The sequence below is a fragment of the Paraburkholderia jirisanensis genome, assembly GCF_054782355.1.
The window spans coordinates 204,450-230,146 of sequence record NZ_BAAGSQ010000012.1; the positions used below are offsets into that span (position 1 = coordinate 204,450).

The window sequence follows — 25,697 nt, forward strand, 5'->3', positions numbered from 1 at the left end:
TCACTGGCTGTGCCTCGAGCAATTTGAGCGCCGATCGCGCTGCGGGACGAGCTTCGTCAATGTGACATTTCCTCTGCCGGGCTTCGGTATTAGCAGAGGTTTTATCACGTCCAAAGTGGGCAGCGGCCTTTTCCTTGCGTGACTTTCCAGGAAATTCACTAACGAGCGACGGCAAGACGGAACGCATCCGCCATGCGCTGCTGCTCGCGCGCGGATATCTGCAGGGACGCTGCGATCTTTGGCCACTGGCGCACCACCCCGCGCTGCTGCTCGATGATCTGCTCGGCGGCCGCCGCAGTCACCCGAAAATACGGCGCCACCGAGCGCGCCAGATCGAGATCCAGCGCGTTATCGACTTCGCTTATATTGAGCTTCAACCCATGCGCATCTGCGCACGGATTCATATCGAATGCCGGTGACAGCGCCCACCCCTTCCCCGGCTCAAGCAGAAAACCGTGATTGCGCAGGTGGTCGTCCGTATTCGAAACCAGCAGATTGAAAACGATCCGCGACCATAGCTCGCGCAAGTCACGCTCGGTATGTGCGCCGTCCGTCATCAGCACGCGCGCGATTTCCAGATAGCTCGCACCGGTTGAAGCATCGTCGCCGTCCTGATGGCCGGTCAAATTCATCGCCGACGCAAAATGCAAACGCCGCTGCGTCGCGGTTCGATCGAAACGTTTGACCAGAAACGTGTGATGCACGCTGTCGAAACGACGCACCAGCGCATCGGGCATGTGCAGTCCACATGCTCTCGCGAGCGTGTGGACCACCATTTCCCATGCGCCCACGTCGTGCCCGTCGCGCACACTCGGAAACTTGGCAATCCACAAATGTCCTTGTGGATCCACGACGCTCGCTTTTGGGCGTGCGCCGCCGAGCGAGCCGCCCGGCGCGATCAGCATGCGCAGCCACTCGTCCGCGCCGCCGGCGGTGTTGTCCTCGTCGCGCTCCAGCGCGAAGCTCGCTGCTTCGAGCGAGCGCAGTTGCACGAATGGCGGCGCGGCTGCGTCATGCTGATCGTCGAGAAACGCGCCGCCTTCTGCGCGGCGCAATCGCAATGCGCCGACCCGATAGGTATCGTGCACGCCCAGCAGGAAATCGGATTCGTAGAGTTTCGCACCGGGTTCAGCACGGCCGGCGCGCTGCGCCCGCTCCAGACGCCGGCGCATCAGCAACCGCCCCCAGCGATCGGGGCTCGCATCGGCGAACACCCCGAAGCTGTCTTGCCCTTGGGGCGGGTATTGGCGCCCCGTGAACAACGCGAGGCGCGGATCCAGCTTCAGATTGGCAAAGTCGGGCCGCGCGAGCGCCGCCGCATCAAACTGGAAATCGAATACTTCGCGCGCAGCCGCACGCCGCGCGCACAGTTGGCCGAGCAGCAGCGGCTCGGATAAGCCATCCCAATCGGCGAAAACAGCAATAGCGTCGGTCATCGCTTCTTCCTCGGCTTGTCAGGCGCCGGCGGAGTGATCAGTGAGGCCAGATCGGCGGAACTGACAAAATCGCCGTCGGCAAGCCACATCGCGCCTTCGCTTTCCGCATCGGGCGCAGCCGCTGGGTAGCGCGTCGGCGCAGCGTCACCCACGGGCTTCTGCACCCCGGCACGCGCTCGAGGACGTGCTGGTCTGGGCGCTTCGTGCAGCAGTGCCGCATCCTGCAACCCACGGCCGAGCGGGTCCTCTTTCGCCAACAGATCGATATCGGCTTCGATACCGAGCACCTGCATCACGGCAAGCCATGCGCCGATCGTCACCCCAGCGTTGCCGCGCTCGAGATTGCGCAGCGTGACGACCGTCATGCCGGCACGCTCCGCCACCTGCAGCGCTGTCAGCTTGCGGCGCAGGCGCGCGAGGCGCAGGCGCTCGCCGAACTGCTGAAGCCGCAGGGTGCCGGCGGGTAGGAGTGGAGAAGTTTTCTTGGCCATAGTGTCATTATTCTATCCTTTATCACAAAAAATAGAAAGAATAATGTCACTTTAAGTGCGTTGGCTGTTGCAGCCCGCTACCTCGAGGCGCAACGCCTCAGGCTGCTCGCCGGATTTGTTCTCATATCGGGCGAATACTCCACACGAGTGCGTGTAATACATCAATCGCTTTTATCAAAATCGCACCGAAACTTTACAAATACCATTCCAATAATAATCAAATTCAATTCATTTATTACATTATCAAAACACCCGATCCAAAGATTAATCAGGGATTCCACTGAAACCGACGCCCCTCCATGCAGTGCACCGCCAGGCTGGCGTACACTCGATGCGCAGCCGCGCCACGGGGGCCTGGGCGCAGCCCACGAATCGCCAGCACGTCACTGGATCAATCAAACAGAGGAGAACGAGCAACATGAGCTGGACTCGCGAACAACGCAATGTCACGATCGCCGCGTATTTAGGCTGGACTCTCGACGCATTCGATTTCTTTCTAATGGTTTTCATCCTGAAAGATATCGCCGCCGAATTCAATACGAAAATCCCTAACGTTGCCTTCGCCATTACATTGACGCTCGCGATGCGCCCGCTCGGCGCGCTGATCTTCGGCCGGCTCGCCGACAAGTTCGGCCGCCGCCCGACGCTGATGGTCAACATCGCGATCTACTCGCTGATCGAATTGCTGTCCGGCTTCTCGCCGAACCTGACCACGCTGATCGTGCTGCGCGCGTTGTTCGGCATCGCGATGGGCGGCGAATGGGGCGTCGGCTCCGCGCTGACCATGGAAACCGTCCCCACCCACGCGCGCGGCTTCGTGTCCGGCCTGCTGCAGGCGGGCTATCCGAGCGGCTATCTGCTCGCGTCGATCGTGTTCGGCGTGCTGTACCAGTACATCGGCTGGCGCGGCATGTTCTTCGTCGGCGTGATCCCGGCGCTGCTGGTGCTGTACGTGCGCTCGAGCGTGAAGGAATCGCCGGCCTGGGTCGCACTCGAGAAAAAGGCCCGCCCCAGCCTGCTCGAAACCCTGAAGCGCAACTGGACGCTCTCCGTCTACGCGATCATCCTGATGACCGCGTTCAATTTCTTCTCGCACGGCACCCAGGATCTCTACCCGACCTTCCTGCGCGAGCAACATCACTTCGAACCGCACACGGTGTCGCTGATCACGATCGCGCTGAATATCGGCGCGATCATCGGCGGCCTGACCTTCGGCTCGCTGTCGGAGAAGATCGGCCGCCGCCGCGCAATCTGCATCGGTGCGCTGATCGCGCTGCCGGTGCTGCCGCTGTGGGCGTTTTCGACCACCCCGGTCTTGCTCGCAATCGGCGCGTTCCTGATGCAGATTTCCGTGCAAGGCGCATGGGGTGTGATTCCGGTGCACCTGAACGAGATCTCGCCCGATGAAATTCGTGCGACCTTCCCAGGCCTCGTCTATCAGTTGGGCAATCTGTTCGCATCGGTGAACGCCACGATGCAATCCGGCTTTGCCGAAGCAAACAACAAGAACTATGGGCTCGCGATGGCGGTGGTCGCCGGTACGGTGGCCGTCGTGATTGCGGTGCTGATCCTGTTTAGCCGCGAACGGCGTGGCATCGACATGACAAAATCCGCCGAACAGGTTGTGGCCGCAACGGCTCATTAAAGCGCAGCGCAATCCATAGCGCACCCAGCAGCACACGCTTTTCGCAGTCGCCAGGCCGTGCCGGTTTTTTCCGGCACGGCTTTTTCGTTTGCGGCCGCGGCGTGCCCTCCTGCACCGCGCATAACCTGCCGCTCTTTTAGAGGACTTTATCCACACACGCTGCTTGCCGGTTCGCCATCGCCGTCTTTATCCTGAAAAACGCATGTTTGAAATACCAATTTGAATTGCATTGCTGACGGTCGGGCGAAGCGCGGGCGAAGACCCGTCACACGCCGGGCAAGCGCACCGCGCGAGCGCCGTCGGACAGGCACAGGGAGGAAGACAAACCATGGCAGCCCGCACCACCAGCCGGCACGCCGGCGACACGAAGTCGCGCATTCTCGACGCCGCTGAGGCGCTCTTCATCGAATGCGGCTACGAAGCCATGTCGTCACGGCAAATCACGTCGCGCGCCGAGGTCAATCTCGCCGCGGTCAATTACCACTTCGGCAGCAAGGAAGCGCTGATCCACGCGATGCTGTCGCGCCGGCTCGATGTGTTGAACGATGAACGCATCAAGCTGCTCGAGCGCTTCGACGCGCTGCTCGGCACGAACCTGACCTGCGAGCACGTGCTCGGTGCGATGTTCATTCCGGCGCTGCGCGTCGCACGCGATCCGCGCATCGGCGGCAAGGCATTTCTGCGGCTGCTCGGCCGTGCGTACACCGACCCGTCGCCGTTTATCCGCAACTTTCTGAATGCGCATTACGCGTCGGTGGCCGGGCGATTCTTCGATGCGTTCCAGCGCGCACTGCCGCATTTGCCGCGCGAGGAAGTGGGCTGGCGTCTGCACTTCGCGATCGGCGCGCTGTCCGGCGTGCTGGCGGGCAACGACACCGACAGCCTGATCAGTGAATTCGCGCAGGGCAAGTCGCTCGACGATCTGCAACTGGTGGCGCGGCTTGCGTCGCTGATGGTTGCCGCGCTGAAGGCGCCGCTGCCTGACGCGACGCAGCTTGCGGTGTTCGCGTCGGTACTCGGCGATGCAGGCGACGGCGTGCCGGCTGATTGTCCGTTCGGCGCGCTGTCGGGCGTGGCAACGGCGTCTGGCACCGTGCGTCAAAAAGAGGAGCCCGTGGGGCCACACGAGACAGCGCAACCGGACGACGGCGCTGCGCCCGCGGGCCGCGAGCGGCGCGAAGCGCTGCGCGGCACGGCGTGAGTGGCGTGAGTGGCGTGAGTGGCGTGAGTGGCGTGAGTGGCGTGAGCGGGCGCGAGTGGCGTGAGCGGGCGCGAGTGGCGTGAGTGGCGCGAGTGGCGCGAGTGGCGTGAGCGGGCGCGAGTGGCGTGAGCGGGCGGCATAAGCGGCATGGCCAAAGCGGCATAGCGCAAGCGACATGGCGTAAGCAGCATAGCCAAAGCCGCATAGCGAAAGCGACATGGCATGAGCTGCACGGCCACAAAGCAACACGGCGTTAAGCGGCACGGCAGCACGGCACTGCGCGGCCCGCCTGCAGTTCACGGCACGGCACTGCACCGCAAGCCGTTCGTAGCAAGCACCGGCTAACCGCCACGCCTCTCGCCCGACGCGGCACGTACCTTGCAGCGTTGCACGGTGCGCGCCGCGCGCATGGCAGACGCGCAGCAACGCACCCAACAATCCCGCAACCATCGAACACCGCTCGAACAACTTTCGGAGACACGCCATGTCGTGGTTCATCATCGCCCTGGTGCTCGTGATCGGCGTGCTGATCTATCGCGCGGCGCGCGCGCCATGGTGGCTTGGCGCGCTGCTCGTCTGGCTGGCGGCAGCGTATCTGACGGGCTCCGCCGGCCCGCTCGCGATTGCAATCTGCGCGCTGCTGCTGATCGTGCCGGCTCTGGTGCTAACGCTGCGGCCGCTGCGCCGCGCGTGGCTCACGCGCCCGCTATTCACGATCTTCCGCAAGATCATGCCGGAGATGTCGCAGACCGAACGCGATGCGCTCGAAGCCGGCACCGTCTGGTGGGATGCCGAACTGTTTTCCGGCCGCCCGCACTGGGATACGCTGCTCGGCTACGGCCCCGCGCAACTGAGCGCCGAAGAACAAGCGTTTCTCGACAACGAATGCGAGCGCCTGTGCGACCTCGCCAACGACTGGGAAACCACCGCGATCTGGCAGGACCTGTCGCCGCAAACCTGGCAGTACATCAAGCAGCAGGGCTTCCTCGGCATGATCATTCCGCGCCAGTACGGCGGCAAGCAGTTCTCCGCGTACGCGCATTCGCAGGTGATCATGAAGCTCGCGACGCGCTGCTCGGCGGCCGCCGTTTCGGTGATGGTGCCGAACTCGCTCGGCCCCGCCGAACTGCTGATGCACTACGGCACCGAAGCGCAGAAAAACCACTATCTGCCCCGCCTCGCGCGTGGCGACGAGATCCCCTGCTTCGCGCTGACCAACCCGTACGCGGGCTCCGACGCCGCCGCGATTCCGGACCTCGGCATCGTCTGCCGCGGCACCTTCGAAGGTCGCGAGACGCTCGGCTTCCGGGTCACATGGGACAAGCGCTACATCACGCTCGGCCCGATCGCGACGGTGCTCGGCCTCGCGTTCCGCACGCTCGATCCCGAGCATCTGCTCGGCCGCGGCGACGAGCCCGGCATCACCTGCGCGCTGATTCCGACCGACCACCCGGGCGTCGTGATCGGCCGTCGCCACTGGCCGTTGAATGCGGTGTTCCAGAACGGCCCGAACAGCGGCCGCGACGTATTCGTGCCGATCGACTGGGTGATCGGCGGCCGCGCCCAGGTCGGCAACGGCTGGCGCATGCTGATGGAATGTCTCGCCGCGGGCCGCGCGATTTCGCTGCCGTCGTCGAGCGTCGGCATGTCGAAACTCGCGGTGCGCGGCACCGGCGCGTATGCCGCGGTGCGCCGCCAGTTCCGCACGTCGATTGGCAACTTCGAAGGCGTGCAGGAAGCGCTCGCGCGCATGGGTGGCAACCTGTACGTGATGGATGCGGCGCGCCGGCTGTCGGCGCAGGCGGTCGATCTCGGCGAAAAACCGTCGGTGATTTCGGCGATCGCGAAGTATCACATCACCGAGCGCGGCCGGACCGTGATCAACGACGCGATGGACGTGGTGGCGGGCAAAGGCATCTGCATGGGGCCGGCGAATTTTCTTGCGCGCGCGTACCAGCAGATTCCGATTGCGATCACCGTCGAAGGCGCGAACATCCTGACGCGCTGCCTGATCATCTTCGGCCAGGGCGCGATCCGCTGCCATCCGTATCTGCTGAAGGAACTGGCCGCGGCGCGCGAAGGTCGCTCGGCGCAAGCGCTGCGCACCTTCGACGAAGCGCTGTTCGGCCATCTCGCGTTCACGCTGTCGAACCTGCTGCGCAGCTTCGTGTACGGCGTGACGGGCGGTGCGTTGATCGCGCGCCCGCAGCGCGCGCATGCGCCGCTGGCGCGCTACTACCGCTCGGCGACGCGGCTGGCGACAGTATTCGCACTGGTTGCCGACGTCTCGATGTTCGTGCTCGGCGGCGATCTGAAACGCCGCGAACGGATCTCGGCGCGCCTTGGCGACGTGCTGTCGCAGCTGTATCTGATCTCCGCGACGCTCAAGCGCTTCGAAGACGAAGGCCGCGCGGCCAGCGACCTGCCGCTGGTCCGCTGGGGCGTCGAAGATGCATTGCTGCAGGCCCAGCAGGCAATCGATGGCGTGCTCGCCAATTTCCCGCGGCGCGTTCCGGCTGCGTTGCTGCGCGTGCTTGCGTTTCCGTTCGGCATGCCGCACCGCGCGCCGGCCGACAGCATCGGCAACGAAGTGGCGCAACTGCTGCAGACGCCAGGCGCCGCACGCGAGCGCTTGCTGGCCGGTTCATATGTGCCGCACGTCGACGTCGATACGATCGGCTACGGCGAACTCGCGTTCGAACTGACACCGCGCGTGAGCGCGATCGAACGCCGGCTGCGCGACGCGGTCAGGCAAGGACAGCTTGCGCCGATGCCGCAGAACCTCGCCGAACTCGGGGCGTGGGCGCAAGCCGCCCAGCAGCGCGGCCTCGTCGACGCCGACGAGCGCAAGGTGCTCGAAGACTATGCGCGCTACGCCGCCGAAGTCGTGAAGGTCGACGATTTTGCGGCGGACTTCGGCATGCTGGCGGATCTGCAGCACCGCAAGGAGATGCTCGACAAGTCGATCGGAATCGCCGCGTGAAGCGCGCCGTGCATCTGGAGCGCACGTCGGACGAGACGGCACGACACGTGACTGCCTTGCTGAGCGACGCCCGCGCCATGCACACTGACGCCTTCGGAACCCCCGGCCACCGGCCCCCTGCCTGATGACTGACTCGTATCTGAACTTCGTCAATTCGCCGTTCGGGGCACGCATCGCGCGCGCGCTCGGCTTGCCCAGGCCCGAGGTGCTGCGCCGCTGGCGCGCGGACCAGGCAGACCAGCCGGAGCTCGACCGCCTAATCGTGCTTGGCGCGGGGCCCGCGCCGCAACTGTTCGACGCGCTGGCCGATGTGATCGCGCATCTCGGCGCGACCAGCGTCGCGCATGCGGGCGCACGCGCGTGGCTGCCGCTCGCGAATCGTCACGGGCTGATGAGCGGACGCTTCGAGCCGGTCGAAGCCGGTTCGCCCGCGCGCGTCGGCGCGCTGGTATTCGACGCGAGCGGTATCGACGAAATCGGCCAGCTCGACAGCGCGTATGCATTCTTTCACGATGCGCTGCGTTCGCTCGACCGCAGCGGCCGCATCGTCGTGCTCGGCCGCCCGCCCGAAGCGTGCGACGCGCCGCGGCAATGGACCGCCCAGCGCGCGCTCGAAGGCCTGGTGCGCTCGCTCGGCAAGGAGGCGCGGCGCGGCATCGCGGCCAACCTCGTGTATGTCGCGCACGGCGCGCAAGCGCAGATCGAGGCGGGATTCGAAGCGACGCTGCGCTTCTTCCTGTCGCCGCGAAGCGCGTATGTGTCGGGACAGGTGGTGAGGATCGGCTGTGCAGCAAAGATTGACAGCGTTGCGGCAAGCACTGCCATCGACGCCCCTACCCACCCAACCGACGTCGCCCCACCCACATTCGACTGGTCCCGCCCACTCACCGGCAAGCGCGCCGTCGTAACCGGCGCCGCCCGCGGCATCGGCGCGGCGATCGCCGAAGTGCTCGCCGCGCAAGGTGCGCATGTCATCGGCATCGACATCCCCGCCGCGCGCGACGCGCTCGAAGCCACGCTGCGCCCGCTGTCCGGCACCGCGCTGCCATGCGACATCGCCGCTGCCGACGCGCCCGCCCAGATCGCCGCCGCACTCGACGAACTGGGCGTCGACGTGCTGGTGCACAATGCCGGCATCACACGCGACAAAACCATCGCCAGAATGACCGAGGCGGCGTGGCACGACGTGCTCGACATCAACCTGGGCGCGCAGCAGCGCATCGACGAAGCGCTGCTCGCCGCCGGCACGCTGCGCGACGGCGGGCGGATCATCGGCGTGTCGTCGATCAGCGGGATTGCCGGCAATCTCGGCCAGACCAATTACGCGGCGTCGAAGGCGGGCGTGATCGGGCGTGTGGAGAGCATGGCGCCGCGCCTCGCCGCACGCGGCATCACGATCAATGCGGTTGCGCCCGGCTTTATCGAAACACAGATGACAGCAAAGATGCCGCTGCTGCTGCGCGAAGCCGGCCGGCGCATGAACTCGATGAGCCAGGGCGGCCAGCCGGCCGACGTGGCGCACGCCATTGCATGGCTCGCGCATCCGCGCTGCGCAGGCGTGACGGGGCAACTCGTGCGCGTGTGCGGCCAAAGCCTGATCGGAGCATGACGATGAGCACGCCGTCCGGGATCGATCCGCTGCAGCACACCGAGCGCAAGAAGACCATCTTGCTCGATCCGCTGCCCGCGCCGCACAAGCTCTATGCGCGCGCGTTGCCGGGCCTTTTCAAGCGCTGGCGGCATCGCGCTCATTCCGGCGCGCAACCCGGCGCGCAGCCTGCCGCACTGCCCGCGCTGCGACTGGTGCGCAGCGCCGTGCCGCTCGAAGCCGACGCGCTCGAACGCTATGCACGCGTGTGCGGCTTCATTCCGGAGCACGGCATCCCGCTCACGTTTCCCCATCTGCTGGCGTTTCCGCTGCATCTGCTGTTGCTGACCGATCCGGCGTTTCCGTGGTCCGCACTCGGCATCGTGCATCTGGCCAACCGCGTGCAGCTGCGCCAGCCGCTGGCGCGCGGCGACGTGCTGCGCATCGAAACCGAGTTCGGCGCGCAGCTGAGGCATCCGAAGGGACAGGCGTTCGTCGTGCACGCGCGCGCGTACCGGCGCGGCGAGGCCGTGTGGGAAGGCGACAGTCTCTATCTGAAGCGCGGTGTGCGCGGCTATGGCGAAGCGGCAAGCCCACTCGAGATCGACACGGCGGCGCTTGCGCGCAGCGCGCGCTGGCAGTTGCCCGCGCAACTGGGCCGCGATTACGCGAAGGCGTCCGGCGACTACAACCCGATTCACCTGAGCGCGTTGTCCGCGCAGGTGTTCGGTTTTCCGCGCGCGATCGCGCACGGCATGTGGGCGCTCGGGCGCGCGGCGGCCGCACTGCAGCCCACCCGGCCGCTCGCCGCCGCCAGCTTCGCCGCCGAATTCAAGACGCCGATGCTGCTGCCCGGCGAAGCAACGCTGTGGACTGCCGCACACGATGCCGCTGGCTGCGACCTCGAGGTACGCGATGCCGGCGGCGTGAAGCCGCACCTGCGCGGCCGGTTTCAGTGGAGCGTGTGATGACACAATCACGCCGCCACGTTGCCGCGCCGCATAACGAACCGAAGGAAACTGAAGGAGCCCGCCGATGCCCCACCCGCTTCCCGCCGTGCGCCGCGTCGCCATCCTCGGCGGCAACCGGATTCCGTTCGCGCGCTCGAACACCGCGTACGCGAGCGCGTCGAACCAGGACATGCTGAGCTTCACGCTGCAAGGCCTGATCGACCGTTTCGAGCTGCACGGCGAGCGTCTGGGCGAAGTCGCGGCCGGCGCGGTGATCAAACATTCGCGCGACTACAACCTGACGCGAGAAGCGCTGCTGTCGACCACCCTGGCGAAAGAGACGCCCGCCTACGACGTGCAGCAGGCATGCGGCACCGGCCTCGAGGCCGCCATTCTGGTGGCCAACAAGATTGCACTTGGCCAGATCGACGTGGGCATCGCGGGCGGCGCCGATACCACGTCGGATGCGCCGATCGGCATCAACGAGCGGCTGCGCAAGATCCTGCTCGAAGCGAACCGCAGCAAAACTGCGGGCGCGCGCTTCGCCGCGTTCGCCAAACTGCGCCCCGGCATGCTGTTCAAGCCGCAGCTGCCGCGCAACAGCGAACCGCGCACCGGCCTGTCGATGGGCGAGCATTGCGAGCTGATGGCCAAGCGCTGGCATATCTCTCGCGAAGCGCAGGACGCGCTTGCGCTCGACAGCCACCACAAGCTGGCCGACGCCTACGCGCGCGGCTTCCTGAACGACCTGATGACGCCGTACCGCGGCCTCACACGCGACAACAACCTGCGCGCCGATCTGACGCCGGAAAAGCTGGCGGCATTGAAGCCGGTATTCGACCGCGATGCCGGCACGCTGTCGGCCGGCAACTCGACACCGCTCACCGACGGCGCATCGGCCGTGCTGCTCGCGAGCGAAGCGTGGGCCGCGGCGCGTGGACTGCCGGTGCTCGCCTATCTGAGCGGCTGCGAAACCGCCGCGGTCGATTTTTTCGACAAGCAGGAAGGCCTGCTGATGGCGCCCGCGTACGCGGTCCCGCGCATGCTGGCGCGCGCCGGCCTCACGTTGCAGGACTTCGATTTCTACGAGATTCACGAGGCGTTTGCCGCCCAGGTGCTGTGCACGCTCGCCGCGTGGGAAGACGACGAATACTGCCGTACGCAGCTGGGTCTGGCCGGCCCGCTCGGCACGATCGAGCGGGCAAAGCTGAACGTCAACGGCGGCTCGCTCGGCACCGGCCATCCGTTTGCGGCGACCGGCGCACGGATCGTCGCCAACCTCGCGAAACTGCTCGCGCAGCTCGACAAGCCGGCCGGTACCGCGCGCGGGTTGATTTCGATCTGCGCGGCAGGCGGCCAGGGGGTCACGGCGATTCTCGAACGCTGAACAGCGTGGCAAGCGAGGCGCTTGCGCACCATACTGAAACAACCCTGCAGCAACACAGATAAAACACAAACCACCGGAGACAACCGATGAGCCCGACGACCCAAACGCTGCCGCCCGCCGCCGCCGAAGTCCGCGTCGCGCATGCGCTGCCGCAGCCCGCGCCGAATACCGACGGCATCTGGTACGCGTCCTATCCGCCGGGCGTGCCGCATGAAATCGATGTCGCGCAATACGCATCGCTCACGCAGTTCTTCGACGAATGCACGCAGAAGTACCGCGAGCGCGTCGCCTACGTCAGCGCCGGCTCGAACCTGACCTACGGCGAACTCGCGCGCAAGGCCAATGCGTTCGGCAGCTGGCTACAGAGCATCGGCGTGAAACCCGGCGAGCGCGTCGCGATCATGCTGCCGAACACGTTCCAGTATCCGGTCGCGCTGTTCGGCGCGCTGAAGGCCGGCGCGGTGGTGGTCAACGTGAATCCGCTGTACACGGTGCGCGAGCTCGCGCATCAGCTGAAGGACAGCGGCGCGCAAACCATCGTCGTGTTCGAGAACTTCGCGAAGACCGTCGAAGACGCGCTGCCTGGCACGCGCATACAGAACGTGGTGATCAGCGCGCTCGGCGACCTGCTCGAGGACGGGCTGAACCTGAAAGGCCGGCTGATCAACTTTATGCTCCGGCATGTGAAGAAGCTGGTGCCCGCCTATGGCCTGCCGCAGGCAGTACGCATGCTCGACGCGCTGGCTGCCGGCTACCGCCGCCCGCTCGTGCCGGTTGCGCTGAACCAGACCGACGTCGCGTTCCTGCAATACACGGGCGGCACCACCGGCGTCGCGAAAGGCGCGATGCTCACGCACCGCAACATCATCGCGAACCTGCTGCAGGCAAAGGTCTGGTCGGAAAGCCAGCTCTCCGGCGACGTCGAAACCATCCTCACGCCGCTGCCGCTTTATCACATCTACTCGCTGACGGTGAACGCGTTCATCTTCATGTTGCTTGGCGGGCGCAACATCCTGATCGCGAACCCGCGCGACATGAAGCGCGTGATGTCGATCCTGCGTCACGAAAACTTTCACCGGCATCACGGCGGTCAATACGCTGTACAACGCATTTCTCGACAACGAGGAGTTTTGCAAGCGCGATTTCTCGAAGCTGAAGCTCGCGATGGCCGGCGGCATGGCGATGCAGAAGGCAGTCGCCGAACGCTTCAAGGCCGTGACCGGCAAGCCGGTCATCGAGGGCTACGGCCTCACCGAATGTTCGCCGATCGTGTCAATGAATCCGGTCGACCTGAAGCACATGCGCGAGTTCGATGGCTCGATCGGGCTGCCGGCGCCGTCCACCCAGGTGCGCTTTCGCAAGGATGACGGCAGCTGGGCCGGTCTCGGTGAGCCGGGCGAACTGTGCGTGCAGGGTCCGCAGGTGATGCGCGGCTACTGGAACCGGCCGGAAGAAACCGCCAAAGTGCTCGACGACGAAGGCTGGCTCGCCACCGGAGACATAGGCGTGATGGACCCGAGCGGGTTCATCAGACTGATCGACCGCAAGAAGGATATGATCCTCGTGTCCGGCTTTAACGTGTACCCAAATGAAGTAGAAGACGTGATCGCGATGCACCCGGACGTGCGCGAGGTCGCGGCAATCGGCGTCCCCGATCCGGTGCAAGGCGAACGCGTGAAGGTGTTCGTGGTGCCCCGCGAGGCATCGCTGACCGAGCAGCAGGTAATCGAGCATTGCCGCAAGAACCTGACCGGCTACAAGGTGCCGAAGCTCGTCGAGTTTCGCGATGCGCTGCCGCAGACCAACGTCGGCAAGATTCTGCGCCGGGAACTGCGCGATCAGGAACTAGCGAAGCAAAAACCTGCCTGATGCACTTAATACGGCGTGATCCTCCGGCGCCGGTTTCCGAAGGAGTCTTTCATGCCGCCATCGACGACGGCACCGCGCCGTCTGTACCGGAAGCACTCGCTGCGTCTGGTCGTCTGCTGGGCAGCGTTGAGCGCACTCGCCGCGGCGCACGCGCAGGATGACGAAGCGGCCGCGGCGGGCAAGACCGCGTCGGCAGCGGCTGCTTCGGCGGCTGCTTCGGCGGCATTGCCGGCGGCCGGTTCGAGCGCCAAAGCCGACAACGGCGCGCCGCTCGTCGCCCCCAGCGAAGCCGGCAAGCTCAAGCCCGACGAGCAGGTGCGCTGGCTGCGCCGCGCCGCGCAAAGCGGCCTGCTCGAAAAGCTCAGCGACGAGGAACTCACCACGCTGTTCCAGTCGCTCGATCCGTTGACGGTACCGCGCTATGTGAAGGACGGCCCCAACGGCTATCCGTCGTACGAGTTCACGATGCTTCGCCAGGAACGCATCCGCGGCAGCTGGCCGAGCCGGCCTGACCACATGCTGGTACGCGTGACGCGCGACCCGATCCGGATTTACGCGAAATGGCTGCCGGACGGCGCACATGCCGGCCAGGAAGTGATCTACGACGAAGCGCGGCGGCCCGACGAGATGTACGGTCACCTGGGCGGCTTCCTGCGCATCCTGCCGCTATGGGCTTCACTGAATGGCTCGCTGGCGCGCACGCAGTCGAATCATTCGATCCGCGATCTCGGCACCGAGTACATCGCCACGCAGTTTCTGTCCGAGGGCGAGAAATATGCGCAGGCGGGCGTCACGCGGCCGACGAAGATCGAGGCGATTACCCTCGAAGGCGTGCGCGTGGTTGCTTTCACCTACGAGACGCACACCGGTATGCCCGCGTTCTACGCGAAACGCGAGACGCTCGGGCTCGATCTGCGGCATCCGTACTTTCGCACCGTCGAGTCCTACGACAACGATGGGAACATCTTCGAGCGCATCGTGTTTCAGACCATCACGCCGAAGACCTTCGACGACGAGACCTTCGATCCACAGAACCCGGCGTACAAGTTCTGAACGTCGACCGTCGTCATAACGACATCACGAACGACACCGCACTGCTGCGCGGCAGGCGGCTCGCATCGAGCGGTAGCAGGCCATGTGGAAGCACGTCGGCGGGCCGCTGCGCGAGGCGCGACAGCACGAAGTAATCGGCCGCGCGCACGACGCCGAGTAGCGTCACCGGCCCGCTCGCCGCGCGCGGCGCAAGCGTCGCATGCCACAGCGCGCCGATGTCGTCGCCCATGTCGAAAGCGGGAATACCGAGGTGCGCTGTATGGCCGGCAAATGCGGCGGCTTCAGTCAGCGAGGCATCGAAGATTGCCAGCGCGTGCTGACCGTTCCCGGCCTGAGCAGCTTCAGCAGCCTGCGTGGCCTGTATCAGCCATGCCGGCGTGAGCACCCCGCCGGAAATCCAAACCCCTGTCGCGATGAAGCTGCGCCGGTCCATCTGTTGCCTCCTTCTCGATCCGCTTCGTGGCGAGCACGTCGACTCTTGCGCCACGATGTGCGACTACGCGCAGTTGCCGCAGTGACGCGCGGTTATGTATACCCGCGCTGCCCGCGCCACGCTTTCGGCCAGATGCCCTGCTTGCCCGGCGACAGGATGCCGGCCGGATCGAGCGCATCCTTGACCGTCTCCGACAGGCGCAGCATCGCGCCATCGTTGAACGTGTACTGCGCCGCCGCGTAATCCATATGCACCAGATGCGAGCGGTACTCGCCATAACCCGCCGCGCGCGCGTCGCTCATCAGTGCGCGCAGCAGATCCGCCGAGCGCTCGCTTTGCTGCGTATCGTTGCGATCGAAGATCGCCGCGAAGATATGGTGCAGATGTCGCACACCCGCCGTAAAGCCGCCGTAGTAGTCGAAGCCATACGATGCGGCACGCCCTTTCACCATCAGATACTGACGCAGCGCATCGACGCCGGTAGCCGGACAGATCGGCGAGAAGTCGATATGCGCGCCGGCACCGCCGCGCCAGTCGAGCATGCGAAACGCTGTCATCGCCGGAATGCCGGCCTGATTGCGGTCGCCGCCGCCGGTCGGCTGCGCGTCGCCGGCATAGGTCTTCGCCGACATCGACGCGCGCGGCACCGTGCCGAATGCGCGCTGCACGATCTTCTGCCGCGCCTCGATCAACTCCGGTGTGCCGTATAACGCGTAGTGCAGGTTCCAGTAGCCGACACCGAGCTTCTTCAGCATCGCGTCGATCACATCGTCGGGCATCGCGCCGGGGCCGTCGTACCACTGCGTGCGCGGCGCGAGCCCGGCCGCGCGGCGCAGGCCGCCCTCGATCACCGCGTGGTTGCGAATCGTCTCGTCGAGCCGCAGCGGCCGCAGGATCTCGACGATCGCTTCGAGATCGCGCTCGTCGTGAAACTGGATTTCGCCGAGCAGATACGCCGGCGGCGCCGGCATCAGCCACAGGCCCATCTTCGTGACGATGCCGTAGTTCGACTGCATGAACATCGCATCGAACGACGGCCCGTAGCCAGGCTGGTAAAGCTGCCATGCATGGCCGATCTCGATCCCGCCCATGCCGGTGCGCACCACGTCGCCGTTGGCCAGCACCACTTCCATGCCGCATTGCGTGGCGGCGTGGTCGCCGTACGCGGTGTAGCCGAAGCCGCGCTCGAGCGTATTGCCGATCACGCTGCCCCAGCCCGCGGCCGGCGGATCGACCCACAGCGGGTGGCCGTGCTCGCGCAGATAGTTATGCAGATCGAAGTAGCTGACGCCGGGCTCGACCAGCGCATAAGCGAGCTTGTCGTCGACTTCGAGAATGCGGTTCATGCGCTGCAGGTCGAGCACCACCGACCCGGTCAGCCGCGGCGCCGCGCCGCCGTACGCATAGTTGCGGCCGGTCGATACGGTCCACAGCGGCACGCGCTGTTCGTTGGCGACGCGCAGGATCGCGCGGATCTCTTCGACCGAGCCCGGCTGCAACGCGGCCGACGGCACGAAGCCGGCGGCCTCGGGGCCGGGCGCGAACGGATCGAGATACGGTGTGAGCGCCGCGCCCTCCAGCACATGTTCGCTGCCGACGATCGACTGCCATGCAACGAGCGCACGCTCGAACTGCGCGGTGGCGACGCCCGGCGGCAGCAGGCGGATGCCGGGCGCGCTCAACGCGTGGCTCCGCGTGAATCAGCGGCCATGCCCGCCGCCGCCGTGACCGCCGCCACCATGGAAACCGCCGCCGAAGTTGCCGCCATGGAAGCCGGCCCAATGTCTGCCGCCGCCGTAAAAACCGCCGTGGCCGAAGCCATGGCCGTTTGCGAAGTGGACATGATCGATGTGATGAAAGTGGTGGAAACGGTCGACGAAGATGAACGAGGCACCGAAGCCGAATGCAAACGGAGGGCCCCAGTAGAACGGATCATAGTCATACACCGGCGTGAACTGATAATAACCGCCCGCGTACGGCGACGCGTTGTCCATATCGGCCGGCTGCGCGATGCGCCACGTGCCGTCCGGCTGACGGCACGCGAGGCCGCTGATGGTTTGCTGCTGGCCGTCGATTTGTGCGGCACCGCTAACTTGCTGGCACTCCTGCGTGCCATTCGGGCCGTTCTGCGAAACGTCCGCCTGCGGGTAGACTGCCGGCCCGCTCTCCTGCGCCATCAACTGCGGCCCGACCGGCACCGCACACACGCACAGCACTGCTGCAAGTTTGAGAATATTGCGCATCATGTGTCTCGCTTCGACCCGCAGGCGCAGCTCGTATCATGGAGCCGGCGCCATCAAGGCCATATCGTTTAGCTGCGCGGCCCGTGCCACCGCCGATGCTGCCAGCGCGGGAGTGCGCTGTAGTGACGGGCCTGCACTTATCAAAACGACAAGACACGTAAAGGTATTCCGGATGCCTTTGTAAGCGATTTATGCAGCTTCGTTACCGGGTATTTCGCCTCGCGCTGCGGGGCTTTTCAGGACCTCGAAAGCGGCCTGATGCGCGTCGACAAAAGCTGCATCAAGTGCCGCCTCGGGATGCGTCACCTGGTCACTGCCACGCTTCGGGACGACCGCCCAACGCGCTGCACACCTCGACGGCGATCGAGCGCAGCTTGCCTTCGGCGATCGGGCCGGACAACGCATAGCCCATGCCGTCGCTGACCCAATAGAACGTGCGTCGATTGCCGTCGCGGAACAGACGAAACGCAGTCTCGTCTTTCGGAATACCGGACACATACAACGTGAGGCGCGCGCCGCTCTGGTTCTCATACATGAATTGCGCGGCAGGCCCCGCCTCGCCCGGCAGCAGACGTCCGCCGACCAGCGTATAGCCGTACTCCTGCAGCGAAGGCACCGACAGTTGCCGGTTCAGCCGCTTGGATAGCCATGTGATCAGATGTTCTTCTTCGGCCGCCGCCACTTCGACCGGATGACGCTTCTCCGGCGTGTACACCGCATACGCGACGTCCGCGCGGCGCGCGAAGGTCGCGGTTTCGCCGCCGCCGAGATTGGGCAGCACGAACTGTTCGACCGACACCACCAGCCCCGCGCCGGCCACCAGCCAGCACGCGGCCAGCGCTACGCGGCGCCACCACGGTGTCTGCACGCGCAACACCACGAACTGCGTGTCGTCGCTCGTGGTCGCGCCGCACAAGGCACGCAATGCGGCCCGCTGCGCGCGCCATGCGGCGACCTGCGCGGCAGCCTCTTCGTCGTGCGCAAGATGCTCGCGCACGACGGCACTGTCGCGCTCGCTCAGTTCGTCGTCGACGAACGCGGACAGCATGCGCAGATCGGGCGCTTGCGTGGGGTCGGTAGGTCGGGCGTCGTTGTTCATGAAGAGTTTCTCACTACTTTCAGCGACACGGACTTGTGAATCGGACCTTCAGTCAACAGCACTCTCATCTGTTCGCGCGCACGCGACAGACGCGACATGATCGTGCCCACCGGCACACCGAGCGCGATCGATGCCTCCTGATAGCTGAGCTCTTCGACGCACACCAGCAGCACCACTTCACGCTGCTCGAGCGGCAGACAATAAAGCGCACGCTGCACGTCGCGCAACACCAGCCCGTCGACCTCGCCACGCGGCGCCTCGAGATTGCGCCACGGCGCAGTCTCTTCGTCGACCGCGATCTCGCGGCGCACACGCAACTGGTCGATATACAGATGCCGCAGAATCGTCAGCAGCCAGGCACGCAGGTTACTGTTCGGGCGGAACGCTTTCCAGCGCGCAAGCGCACGCTCGGCCGTATCCTGAACCAGGTCGTCCGCCCATGCGTGGTCCCCCGTCAGTGCGCGCGCATAGCGACGCAGCTGCGGGAGCCACGAAACCACATCTGCCTCGAAACTCACCCGGCTGTCTTGGAAATAATCTGCGGCGTCAAAACGGCTCAGTAACCGCCGGAGCTGCTGCTCGAGCTGCCGCTGCTCGCACCGCCGCCCGACATATCGCTACAGGCGGAAGTACCGAACGCCACCGCGCCTAGCGCGACGACCATACATAGGGTTGTAACGAAACGTGTCATCTTCATGGATATCTCCGGTGGGTACGAGCATTGCGGCTGGCGAGCGTAATCCGCTATGTAAACCGTCAAACATGGCTGCTCGTGAACAAAACGAGATCTAGACCAGTTTTATTCCGTCCCTGGAGAACGATTTTTAAAGTTATGCCGTATCGCGTTCCGGTCTTGTATTCATGTCTGCGCCCAATCGGCACGCAGTGACACGCGTGAAAACGCAAAGATTCGTAACGCAACGTTACACATCGTATTTAACGGATGCTTCCGTGTCCACAAGCCGTTATAGTGGGCGTCAGTCCGCCCGAGCAACGCGCGAGCGCGCGGTCCCATGTAGAATCCCGGCGAACAACCGCTCTTCCACACATATTCGTCCATGCCTTCCGCAGAATCGCACCCGCAAAACGACTTCATGAACGCAGCGCGCAAAGAGCGCAAACGCGTCGAAATTTATCTCGTCAATGGCATTCGCCTGACAGGATGCATCGAGTCGTTCGATCAGTACCTGGTGATGCTGCGCACGCCCGTCGGGCTGCAGGGCATCTATAAACGAGCCATCTCGACGATCCAGCTCGATACCGGCACGCGCCCGGGTCCGCGCACGCCGCGCCCGTCGCATGGCGAGCACACGTCGCGCGGGCCGCACGGCTCGCATGGTCCGCATCGCGGCGAGCGCGAGCATCGCGAACCGCGTGAACCCCGTGAGCCGCGCGAATCGTACGGCAGCGCGCCGGCTGCACCCGAGCGCCCCGCGTCGGATGCGCCGGTGGTCGTCACGCGGCGCCGCCGGCTGTTCGGCACGGGTGCCGGCGATAACAACCACGGCACCAGTCACGGTAACAACCATAACAGCGGCAACGGCAACGGCGGCTCGGACAATAACAACGAGTAAACAGAGTGGGTGCAACGCGAGCAGGCTTGCGTTGCACCGTGCTCGCAACCGCGCATGTTTGTATGTGTAGCCCGTGGACTACCGAGGCTATGCACGTAGTCAAGCATCTGTGCACCGCTGCTGCTGCGGCAGCGGTCAGTTGAAGATCTGTCACATTCGGCGTTACGCGCATCAGGCTCCTCGCCTGATTGAATGCTCAGGTCTCAGGTCTCAGGTCTCAGGTCACCCCTCGCGACGGCATCATTCGAGCGGCTGCGTCAGCCGCTGCAGAATCCGTTCGAGCCGCAAGTCCTGCTGGCGCGTCAGCTGATAGCCGCTTTGCACGGCCAGCAAGCGCCGACGCCAATATCCGGCATCGAAAATCGCCATCGAAGGCTGCCGTGTCGCCCATTCCAGATGTTCCAGTTCCGCTTCCACTACGTGCGACGCATTCCGGCGCGGCACACGGTCGCGGTCGTTCGTCTCCATATTTGAGTTCCTCGTATGGGCGCACGCGAACGACCTGCCAGTTGCGGCCGTTGTCATGCAACGGAACTAGAACGAAGTCCGTCAGCGAAAATTCCATCGAAGGCTGAGCGGCTTATCTGGCGCGCCTGCGATGCAGGGCGCATGAGGCGTTTGCTTACATTGACCGATGCGGCGTACGCCAGCGCGAAGTGGCGTAACGGTGGCGTGAATGGGCAGCGCGCCGCGGATCGTGGTTCATGGATCGCGGATCGGACAAAAGCAGAACTGTCTTAGGCCGAACGGACGAAGGTTCGCGAACCCGGTCTTTACGTTATGCTGGTTCGATGACGTTTCACACACGGGAGAGCGTAATGTCCACGGCAAAGCAGAAAGCCTCGCACGCAGAACCGGCCCTCGAGCAACGCCTCGACGAGGCGCTCGAAGAAACCTTCCCGGCCAGCGATCCGATCGCAGTCGGTACTGACACACAGCGCGTCGCCCAACCCAAGGAAAAAGCAGGCGCCACGAAAGAACGCGCGCATACGCCACGCTCGCGGCACGCTTCTTGAGCAGCACAGCACGGCGGCTATGCGCCCATGCGAGTGTGCAGCCTGCACGCTGATTCGCGCAGGCTCTACGGCATACGGATATTGATTCTGTCAGCGCATCAGGCCGCCGGCCTCAGAAGGCGGCTGCCTGAATCCCTGCCTGAACCCTTGTCCCAAGCGCACCCATGCGGATCGCCGGTGCTGCCTTCGCACCGGCGCATACGACAAGCCTGGCGAGATCGCACGGCAAGCGTCGCTCACCGTGGCCGGCGTGCAGCAAGCCGCACTCAGTGCACCGACGTCGGCAGCCCGCTATCCAGCTGTCGCTGCAGTTCGCGCACCTGGCGTTGCGCGGCACGCAACTGCTCCTGAGCCTCGCTCTTCTGCTGCTGCAGCGCGGTGGTCTCGGCACGCGTTTGCTGTTGCTGGTTGTTGACGATCACCTGCTGCTGGTGCGCCACCGTCAGGTCCGCCTGCAAGCGGTTCGCACGGTCTTGCGACACCGCGATCATGCGATCGGTGAAACGCTTCTGCGCTTCGAGTTTGGTGCGGCGGATCTCGACGTCGGACAACTGCGCGGTCTGACGCACGAAGTCCTTGTAGATCAGGTCGGCACGCTGGTCGTCCTGGGTCTTGACCACGCGCCAGAAGTTCTTCTGCTGGAACAGCGCGACGTAGTACGTCATCTCCTTGCCATAGAACAGCAGGCTCGCACCGTAGCTGCCGTTGTACGTGGTCCGCATCTCGGTGAGATCGGGGCCGTGGATCATCTGCTGGAGTTCGGCGACGTTGCCGCTGGCTGATTGCTTCGACTCGTCCGGCGTCAACGCAATCGTTTGCCCAGGCGCACTGACCACAGCCGCCGACGCGCCCGACTGCGCCGCCACTGTCGTCACGGCCGCGCTGGCCGCGTCGTCTGTCAACGCTTGCGCATGAACAACCTGGATTCCCCCGAGGACAAGCATCACCGGTAGTGCAATCTGCCGGATTTTCGACTTCTGGCTCATGTAATTCCTGCTTTGAACAGTTTTTTGTTGTAACCGAATCGTCTCATTATTACTCACTTTCACGCGTTTCGGGTTCTTCGTCGAAAATTTGGTACTTGCGCATCTTCTCCCACAGCACCTTGCGGCTGATGCCGAGATACTGCGCGGAGTCCTGGCGGCGCCAGCTGTTCGCTTCCAGCGCGGCGAGCACGCGGTTGCGCTCGGTCATGTCCCACTTGCTGCGATCGATCACGACCTCGGCCGGGCTCTCTGCCGGCACGTACTGGCTGTTGCGCGCGAGTGCGAGCAGGCGCTGCAGCCGCGCGGCATCCCATGCACCGATCTGGCGCACCGTGACACCGATCCGCTCAGCCAGGTTGCGCAGTTCGCGCACGTTGCCCGGGAAATACGTATCGGCCACCGCATCGGCCAGCCAGTATGGGATGTCGGGCAGCTGCGCCAGCCGCTCGGCGCCGATCGTCGACGCGATCAGCGCCTTGAAGATCGCGATCTTGTCGGCCGCGCCGCGTTCTTCGAGCGACGGAATGCGCAGTTCGATCACCGCCAGCCGGTAGTACAGGTCGGCGCGAAACGTACCTTCCTTGACGAGCTTCTGCAGGTTGCGGTTGGTCGCGGACACCAGCCGGAAGTCGAGCTTCACCGGCGTGGCTGAGCCGACGCGCGTCACCGCGCTGTCTTCGAGCACGCGCAGCAGCTTCACTTGCTGGTACAGCGGCAGGTCGCCGATTTCGTCGAGGAACAGCGTGCCGTTGTCGGCCTGCTCGAAATAGCCTTTGTGGGTCGCGGCCGCGCCGGTGAACGACCCCTTCGAGTGCCCGAAGAACAGCGACTCGAACAGGCCGTCCGGAATCGCGCCGCAGTTCACCGCGATAAACGGGCCGGTGTTGTAGTGCGAATGTTTTTCGTGCAGTAGCTGCGCGATGCGCTCCTTGCCGACGCCGGTTTCGCCGTGCACCAGCACGCTGGTATCGCAGTCGGCGAAGGTATCCACTTCGCGCAGCAGCGCCTGCATGCACTCGGAGGTTGCGATCAGCGCGCTCGACTCGTGCGTCTGCGCGGCATGCGCGCGCAGTTGCAGGACCAGTTTGCCGACCATGCCGCGCAGTTCGGCGCAGGTGAAGTCGAGCGGCAGCACGTGTGAGTATTCGGGCGGATAGTTGGCCGGATCGCGGTCGCGCGGCGCGGCGCCGACCCAGATCACCGGCACGCCGTGCGCGGCTTGCCAGTCTGTCGGCATCAACGCGCCGGAGTCGATCGCCGACACACTGATGATCGCCAGCGACGGCCGCGCGGCGAGCCGCTCCGGCGACAGCGCCGTGCCGTCGGCGCGGATCACCTCGACGTCGAAGCTCGCCATGCAGCGTGCGACGCGGTCGATGATGTCGGCTTTGCCTTCCCACACATAGAGGTCGACTTCATCGATTTTGGCTGGGGTTCTCATTGGCGGGCGGTTTAGTTGACGAGTTGTGCTTCACCGCAGGTAAGCGCGATGTCGTGGACGGTGGCGGCACCGATCTGGACGCCGAGGGCCTGGAGCAGCGGCACGAGGAGTTTGTCGAGCTCGGTGAGGACGGGGCTGAGCGCATTGACTACGCCGGCCAGCAAGTTGCTGATCAGGCTGTCCGGCTCCGTGCTCAAGTCGAATGGCAAGCCCAGCAGTTTGCCTCGCACGTGCAGCGCGCCCGGCAATTGCGTGAGGATCTGCCCAAGCAGCCCGGCAGTCGCACCGCCCAGGCCGTTCGTATTGATCGACTGATAGTCGTCGCTGTTGCCGGCCCTGGCGTCGAAGGTTAGTGGCGTCGACTGGGGATTGTTCAACTGCAGGTTCAGGCTGTCGACCGATACGAAAATCTGGACCAGCGACAAAAGCAGTTGCACGCTGGTGATGTCGATCTGCTGCGAACACGCGAGCGGCGTCGTGCTGTCGGTGAAATTGGCCGCCGCATTGCCGCCGATGCAGATGCCGGCCACCCCTGTCTGCGTAAGGATGGTGCTGCTGCTGGTGTCGCGCGACGCAGTGCACTGGGTGGTTTGCAGGTGCGCCGTCGCATCTCCCACCTCGATGTAAAGCGGCAGGTTCAGCACGCTGATATTGGCCAGCACCCCGAGATCGATGCTGGGCAACAGGCTGACGCTCAACGCCAGCCGCACCTGCGCGGAATGTGCGCTGGTGCGCGGATTGCCGTTCGCGTCGACACCCGCTTCGCCGATCGCGATGACCGGCGGCTGGATGATCGCGAGCTTGGTGCTGACCGCGCCGAGCGCACCGAGATTCAGCGCGGCGCCAAGGTTGATCGCCGACTGCGTGTTGGCAATTTCAGCCGACACCAGCAGCGCGTCGAGCACGCTGATTTTCGACGACAGCGCCCCTTGCGGATTTTCCAGGCCGATCGCAAGCAAGCCATGCCCCGTCGCCGTGTCGCCGAGCTTCACCTGCAGGCCTTTCGGCACGGTCGCCTTGATGGTGGCAAGCGCGCTTGCGACATCCACGCTTACCGTGCTGTTCGCGGTGATGGCGGTGATCATCGCCTGGACCAGGTCCTGGATGCTCACCGTGGTGTTCAGCAATGCATCGACCGAACCTACGCCGAGCGCGGCGGCCAGATCGCCGAGTTTCACCTGGGTCGTGGCCAGCCCCTGATATGTCAGCACACCCAACGCGAGGTTGGTGCCGAGCAGAGAGTTCAACAGATTGTTCAGCATGCCGCCGCTCAGCGCGACCGTGCCGGTGGCGAGCGAAAACGTGCCGATGTCGATGGCCTTGGCGGTGGCGCTCGCGCTCACGGTGCGTGCCGGCCCGAGGAACATGAACGGAACCTGCTGCTGGATCGAGACCTGTACCGCATTCAGCGGCGCGCCGGTCGTGCTGAACACCGGCGCGCTGCCGGCCGACGGTACATCCCAGCGGCCGCAGACAACCGTCATCGTCGCACTCGCGGGCGGTTTGGCATCGAGCACACCGTCCGGCAGGCCGTTGGCCGTCGCGATCGCACCGGCAGCCGTGCGTGCCGCATCGCAGGCATTCGCGCCACCGATCGCCTGCGCGCCCGCCGACGCGGACAGGTCGGCGCTGCGCTGCAGCTGGCGGCGCACCATGAAGACGTTGCCGATGTCCAGCGCACCGAGCGCTGCGACCGCGACGGCCAGCCACAGCGCAGCCACCACCGCGGCCACGCCGCGCTGCCGGTGCGCATGGGCGACGCGGCCTGGCCGTGCGTCGCGTCGGATGGGCGCCTGCCGCGGCATATCAGTTCTGCGCCCCGCCGCCGTTGCCATAGCCGCCGCCCTGCATCGAATTGCCGGCGTCGCCGCTGCCCACCGACGAGCCGAACGAACTCGGAATCTTGTTCTTGAACGAATCGAGATAGCGCTGGTACGCGAGTGTCGCTTCGGCGCCGAGCGTGGTCGGTTCGCGGCCTGCTTCGGCGTCGCTGCGTTGCAGGTCGAGCCATCCGGTGGTCGCATGGCCGATTTCGCTGGCGCGCGGCGTGCGGCGCGCCCGGCCGTTTGGCGCAGACGCTGCGGGCGCGGCCGCCGCTGGTCCTTGCGCGACCGGGTTCTGCTGCGGCCCAGCCGACTGCGGCCCAGCCGACTGCGGCCCAGCCGATTGCGCAGCGGCGCCCTGCGCCGCCAGCGTTTGCAGCCCAACCACAAACGCAACGCCCAACGCGCCGCGCAGCACTGCGCCCGCGCGTCGCCCCCCGTCCAGCCATCCGGATCCCGTCATGATTTCGCCCCCCACC

At 65.1% G+C, this 25,697-nt stretch carries 22 protein-coding genes and 1 pseudogene; 10 read left to right on the plus strand and 13 right to left on the minus strand.

What is annotated here, in order from left to right; translation table 11 throughout:
• Positions 1 to 158: 158 nt before the first annotated feature.
• A complete protein-coding gene (locus tag ACYVNQ_RS07625; RefSeq protein ID WP_460901877.1) occupies positions 159 to 1,436 on the minus strand; it encodes a type II toxin-antitoxin system HipA family toxin in 1,278 nt (425 codons plus the stop codon).
• The gene (locus ACYVNQ_RS07630) at positions 1,433 to 1,927 is read right to left on the minus strand and encodes a helix-turn-helix domain-containing protein (RefSeq protein ID WP_460901878.1); all 495 of its coding nucleotides are present in this window, start codon (positions 1,925 to 1,927) and stop codon (positions 1,433 to 1,435) included. The genes ACYVNQ_RS07625 and ACYVNQ_RS07630 overlap by 4 nt, the downstream gene beginning before the upstream one ends.
• 418 nt (positions 1,928 to 2,345) lie before the next feature.
• Here ACYVNQ_RS07630 and ACYVNQ_RS07635 point away from each other — a divergent pair, with 418 nt between their 5' ends.
• The 8 genes and pseudogenes from ACYVNQ_RS07635 to ACYVNQ_RS07670 all read left to right on the plus strand — a co-directional run bounded on the left by ACYVNQ_RS07635 (position 2,346) and on the right by ACYVNQ_RS07670 (position 14,603).
• Positions 2,346 to 3,572 (plus strand): MFS transporter, encoded by a 1,227-nt coding sequence (locus tag ACYVNQ_RS07635; protein ID WP_460901879.1) that lies wholly within the window; start codon positions 2,346 to 2,348, stop codon positions 3,570 to 3,572.
• Positions 3,573 to 3,900: 328 nt separating this feature from the next.
• Complete coding sequence (locus ACYVNQ_RS07640; protein WP_460901880.1) at positions 3,901 to 4,773, plus strand: TetR/AcrR family transcriptional regulator; 873 nt, start codon at positions 3,901 to 3,903, stop codon at positions 4,771 to 4,773.
• Positions 4,774 to 5,257: 484 nt separating this feature from the next.
• Positions 5,258 to 7,756, plus strand: coding sequence for an acyl-CoA dehydrogenase (locus ACYVNQ_RS07645; protein WP_460901881.1), 2,499 nt, complete (start codon positions 5,258 to 5,260; stop codon positions 7,754 to 7,756).
• A gap of 124 nt (positions 7,757 to 7,880) precedes the next feature.
• Complete coding sequence (locus ACYVNQ_RS07650) at positions 7,881 to 9,365, plus strand: 3-oxoacyl-ACP reductase (RefSeq protein ID WP_460901882.1); 1,485 nt, start codon at positions 7,881 to 7,883, stop codon at positions 9,363 to 9,365.
• Positions 9,366 to 9,367: 2 nt separating this feature from the next.
• Positions 9,368 to 10,312, plus strand: coding sequence for a MaoC/PaaZ C-terminal domain-containing protein (locus tag ACYVNQ_RS07655; protein ID WP_460901883.1), 945 nt, complete (start codon positions 9,368 to 9,370; stop codon positions 10,310 to 10,312).
• Positions 10,313 to 10,379: 67 nt separating this feature from the next.
• Positions 10,380 to 11,681 (plus strand): acetyl-CoA C-acetyltransferase, encoded by a 1,302-nt coding sequence (locus ACYVNQ_RS07660; protein ID WP_460901884.1) that lies wholly within the window; start codon positions 10,380 to 10,382, stop codon positions 11,679 to 11,681.
• Between the two features lie 86 nt (positions 11,682 to 11,767).
• Positions 11,768 to 13,550: pseudogene (locus ACYVNQ_RS07665) on the plus strand (AMP-binding protein).
• 51 nt (positions 13,551 to 13,601) lie between these two features.
• Positions 13,602 to 14,603 carry a DUF1571 domain-containing protein gene (locus ACYVNQ_RS07670; RefSeq protein ID WP_460901885.1) on the plus strand — a complete coding sequence of 334 codons (1,002 nt, stop codon included), beginning with the start codon at positions 13,602 to 13,604 and terminating at the stop codon, positions 14,601 to 14,603.
• A gap of 13 nt (positions 14,604 to 14,616) precedes the next feature.
• On the opposite strand, the gene ACYVNQ_RS07675 is transcribed toward ACYVNQ_RS07670, so the two are convergent.
• From ACYVNQ_RS07675 to ACYVNQ_RS07700, 6 genes are all read right to left on the minus strand, one after another.
• The gene (locus tag ACYVNQ_RS07675) at positions 14,617 to 15,036 is read right to left on the minus strand and encodes a hypothetical protein (protein ID WP_460901886.1); all 420 of its coding nucleotides are present in this window, start codon (positions 15,034 to 15,036) and stop codon (positions 14,617 to 14,619) included.
• Between the two features lie 92 nt (positions 15,037 to 15,128).
• Positions 15,129 to 16,718: an FAD-binding oxidoreductase gene (locus tag ACYVNQ_RS07680; RefSeq protein ID WP_460901887.1), complete on the minus strand. Its 1,590-nt coding sequence runs from the start codon at positions 16,716 to 16,718 to the stop codon at positions 15,129 to 15,131.
• 18 nt (positions 16,719 to 16,736) lie between these two features.
• Positions 16,737 to 17,282: a hypothetical protein gene (locus ACYVNQ_RS07685; RefSeq protein WP_460901888.1), complete on the minus strand. Its 546-nt coding sequence runs from the start codon at positions 17,280 to 17,282 to the stop codon at positions 16,737 to 16,739.
• Between the two features lie 307 nt (positions 17,283 to 17,589).
• Entirely contained in the window at positions 17,590 to 18,378 is a 789-nt protein-coding gene (locus tag ACYVNQ_RS07690) for an anti-sigma factor family protein (protein WP_460901889.1), read from the minus strand.
• The gene (locus tag ACYVNQ_RS07695; protein WP_460901890.1) at positions 18,375 to 18,896 is read right to left on the minus strand and encodes a sigma-70 family RNA polymerase sigma factor; all 522 of its coding nucleotides are present in this window, start codon (positions 18,894 to 18,896) and stop codon (positions 18,375 to 18,377) included. The genes ACYVNQ_RS07690 and ACYVNQ_RS07695 overlap by 4 nt, the downstream gene beginning before the upstream one ends.
• 38 nt (positions 18,897 to 18,934) lie before the next feature.
• Positions 18,935 to 19,075: a hypothetical protein gene (locus tag ACYVNQ_RS07700; RefSeq protein ID WP_460901891.1), complete on the minus strand. Its 141-nt coding sequence runs from the start codon at positions 19,073 to 19,075 to the stop codon at positions 18,935 to 18,937.
• A 361-nt stretch (positions 19,076 to 19,436) separates the two neighbouring features.
• Here ACYVNQ_RS07700 and hfq point away from each other — a divergent pair, with 361 nt between their 5' ends.
• Positions 19,437 to 19,952, plus strand: a complete 516-nt coding sequence (gene hfq, locus ACYVNQ_RS07705; RefSeq protein WP_460901892.1) for an RNA chaperone Hfq — start codon at positions 19,437 to 19,439, stop codon at positions 19,950 to 19,952.
• A gap of 240 nt (positions 19,953 to 20,192) precedes the next feature.
• Here hfq and ACYVNQ_RS07710 read toward each other — a convergent pair whose 3' ends face one another.
• On the minus strand, positions 20,193 to 20,420 hold the full coding sequence (locus tag ACYVNQ_RS07710; RefSeq protein ID WP_460901893.1) for a hypothetical protein: 228 nt from the start codon (positions 20,418 to 20,420) through the stop codon (positions 20,193 to 20,195).
• 350 nt (positions 20,421 to 20,770) lie between these two features.
• On the opposite strand from ACYVNQ_RS07710, the gene ACYVNQ_RS07715 reads away from it, so the two are divergent.
• A complete protein-coding gene (locus ACYVNQ_RS07715) occupies positions 20,771 to 20,968 on the plus strand; it encodes a hypothetical protein (protein WP_460901894.1) in 198 nt (65 codons plus the stop codon).
• Positions 20,969 to 21,234: 266 nt separating this feature from the next.
• On the opposite strand, the gene ACYVNQ_RS07720 is transcribed toward ACYVNQ_RS07715, so the two are convergent.
• From ACYVNQ_RS07720 to ACYVNQ_RS07735, 4 genes are read right to left on the minus strand one after another with little or no spacing between them, the layout of a single operon-like run.
• Positions 21,235 to 21,954: a DUF2968 domain-containing protein gene (locus ACYVNQ_RS07720; protein ID WP_460901895.1), complete on the minus strand. Its 720-nt coding sequence runs from the start codon at positions 21,952 to 21,954 to the stop codon at positions 21,235 to 21,237.
• A 49-nt stretch (positions 21,955 to 22,003) separates the two neighbouring features.
• Positions 22,004 to 23,395 carry a sigma 54-interacting transcriptional regulator gene (locus tag ACYVNQ_RS07725; protein ID WP_460901896.1) on the minus strand — a complete coding sequence of 464 codons (1,392 nt, stop codon included), beginning with the start codon at positions 23,393 to 23,395 and terminating at the stop codon, positions 22,004 to 22,006.
• A gap of 11 nt (positions 23,396 to 23,406) precedes the next feature.
• The gene (locus tag ACYVNQ_RS07730) at positions 23,407 to 25,200 is read right to left on the minus strand and encodes a TadG family pilus assembly protein (RefSeq protein WP_460901897.1); all 1,794 of its coding nucleotides are present in this window, start codon (positions 25,198 to 25,200) and stop codon (positions 23,407 to 23,409) included.
• A 1-nt stretch (position 25,201) separates the two neighbouring features.
• Positions 25,202 to 25,681 (minus strand): DUF3613 domain-containing protein, encoded by a 480-nt coding sequence (locus ACYVNQ_RS07735; RefSeq protein WP_460901898.1) that lies wholly within the window; start codon positions 25,679 to 25,681, stop codon positions 25,202 to 25,204.
• Positions 25,682 to 25,697 lie beyond the last annotated feature (16 nt).

Excerpts from the sequence above, each read along its gene's own strand:
- ACYVNQ_RS07735 (WP_460901898.1), bottom strand. The coding sequence starts at position 25,681 with ATGACGGGATCCGGATGGCTGGACGGGGGGCGACGCGCGGGCGCAGTG.
- ACYVNQ_RS07700 (WP_460901891.1), bottom strand. The coding sequence starts at position 19,075 with ATGAAGATGACACGTTTCGTTACAACCCTATGTATGGTCGTCGCGCTA.
- ACYVNQ_RS07630 (WP_460901878.1), bottom strand. The coding sequence starts at position 1,927 with ATGGCCAAGAAAACTTCTCCACTCCTACCCGCCGGCACCCTGCGGCTT.
- ACYVNQ_RS07675 (WP_460901886.1), bottom strand. The coding sequence starts at position 15,036 with ATGGACCGGCGCAGCTTCATCGCGACAGGGGTTTGGATTTCCGGCGGG.
- ACYVNQ_RS07725 (WP_460901896.1), bottom strand. The coding sequence starts at position 23,395 with ATGAGAACCCCAGCCAAAATCGATGAAGTCGACCTCTATGTGTGGGAA.
- ACYVNQ_RS07730 (WP_460901897.1), bottom strand. The coding sequence starts at position 25,200 with ATGCCGCGGCAGGCGCCCATCCGACGCGACGCACGGCCAGGCCGCGTC.
- ACYVNQ_RS07660 (WP_460901884.1), top strand. The coding sequence starts at position 10,380 with ATGCCCCACCCGCTTCCCGCCGTGCGCCGCGTCGCCATCCTCGGCGGC.
- ACYVNQ_RS07710 (WP_460901893.1), bottom strand. The coding sequence starts at position 20,420 with ATGGAGACGAACGACCGCGACCGTGTGCCGCGCCGGAATGCGTCGCAC.
- ACYVNQ_RS07645 (WP_460901881.1), top strand. The coding sequence starts at position 5,258 with ATGTCGTGGTTCATCATCGCCCTGGTGCTCGTGATCGGCGTGCTGATC.
- ACYVNQ_RS07625 (WP_460901877.1), bottom strand. The coding sequence starts at position 1,436 with ATGACCGACGCTATTGCTGTTTTCGCCGATTGGGATGGCTTATCCGAG.
- ACYVNQ_RS07635 (WP_460901879.1), top strand. The coding sequence starts at position 2,346 with ATGAGCTGGACTCGCGAACAACGCAATGTCACGATCGCCGCGTATTTA.
- ACYVNQ_RS07640 (WP_460901880.1), top strand. The coding sequence starts at position 3,901 with ATGGCAGCCCGCACCACCAGCCGGCACGCCGGCGACACGAAGTCGCGC.
- ACYVNQ_RS07670 (WP_460901885.1), top strand. The coding sequence starts at position 13,602 with ATGCCGCCATCGACGACGGCACCGCGCCGTCTGTACCGGAAGCACTCG.
- ACYVNQ_RS07690 (WP_460901889.1), bottom strand. The coding sequence starts at position 18,378 with ATGAACAACGACGCCCGACCTACCGACCCCACGCAAGCGCCCGATCTG.
- ACYVNQ_RS07650 (WP_460901882.1), top strand. The coding sequence starts at position 7,881 with ATGACTGACTCGTATCTGAACTTCGTCAATTCGCCGTTCGGGGCACGC.
- hfq (WP_460901892.1), top strand. The coding sequence starts at position 19,437 with ATGCCTTCCGCAGAATCGCACCCGCAAAACGACTTCATGAACGCAGCG.
- ACYVNQ_RS07685 (WP_460901888.1), bottom strand. The coding sequence starts at position 17,282 with ATGATGCGCAATATTCTCAAACTTGCAGCAGTGCTGTGCGTGTGTGCG.
- ACYVNQ_RS07655 (WP_460901883.1), top strand. The coding sequence starts at position 9,368 with ATGAGCACGCCGTCCGGGATCGATCCGCTGCAGCACACCGAGCGCAAG.
- ACYVNQ_RS07715 (WP_460901894.1), top strand. The coding sequence starts at position 20,771 with ATGTCCACGGCAAAGCAGAAAGCCTCGCACGCAGAACCGGCCCTCGAG.
- ACYVNQ_RS07720 (WP_460901895.1), bottom strand. The coding sequence starts at position 21,954 with ATGAGCCAGAAGTCGAAAATCCGGCAGATTGCACTACCGGTGATGCTT.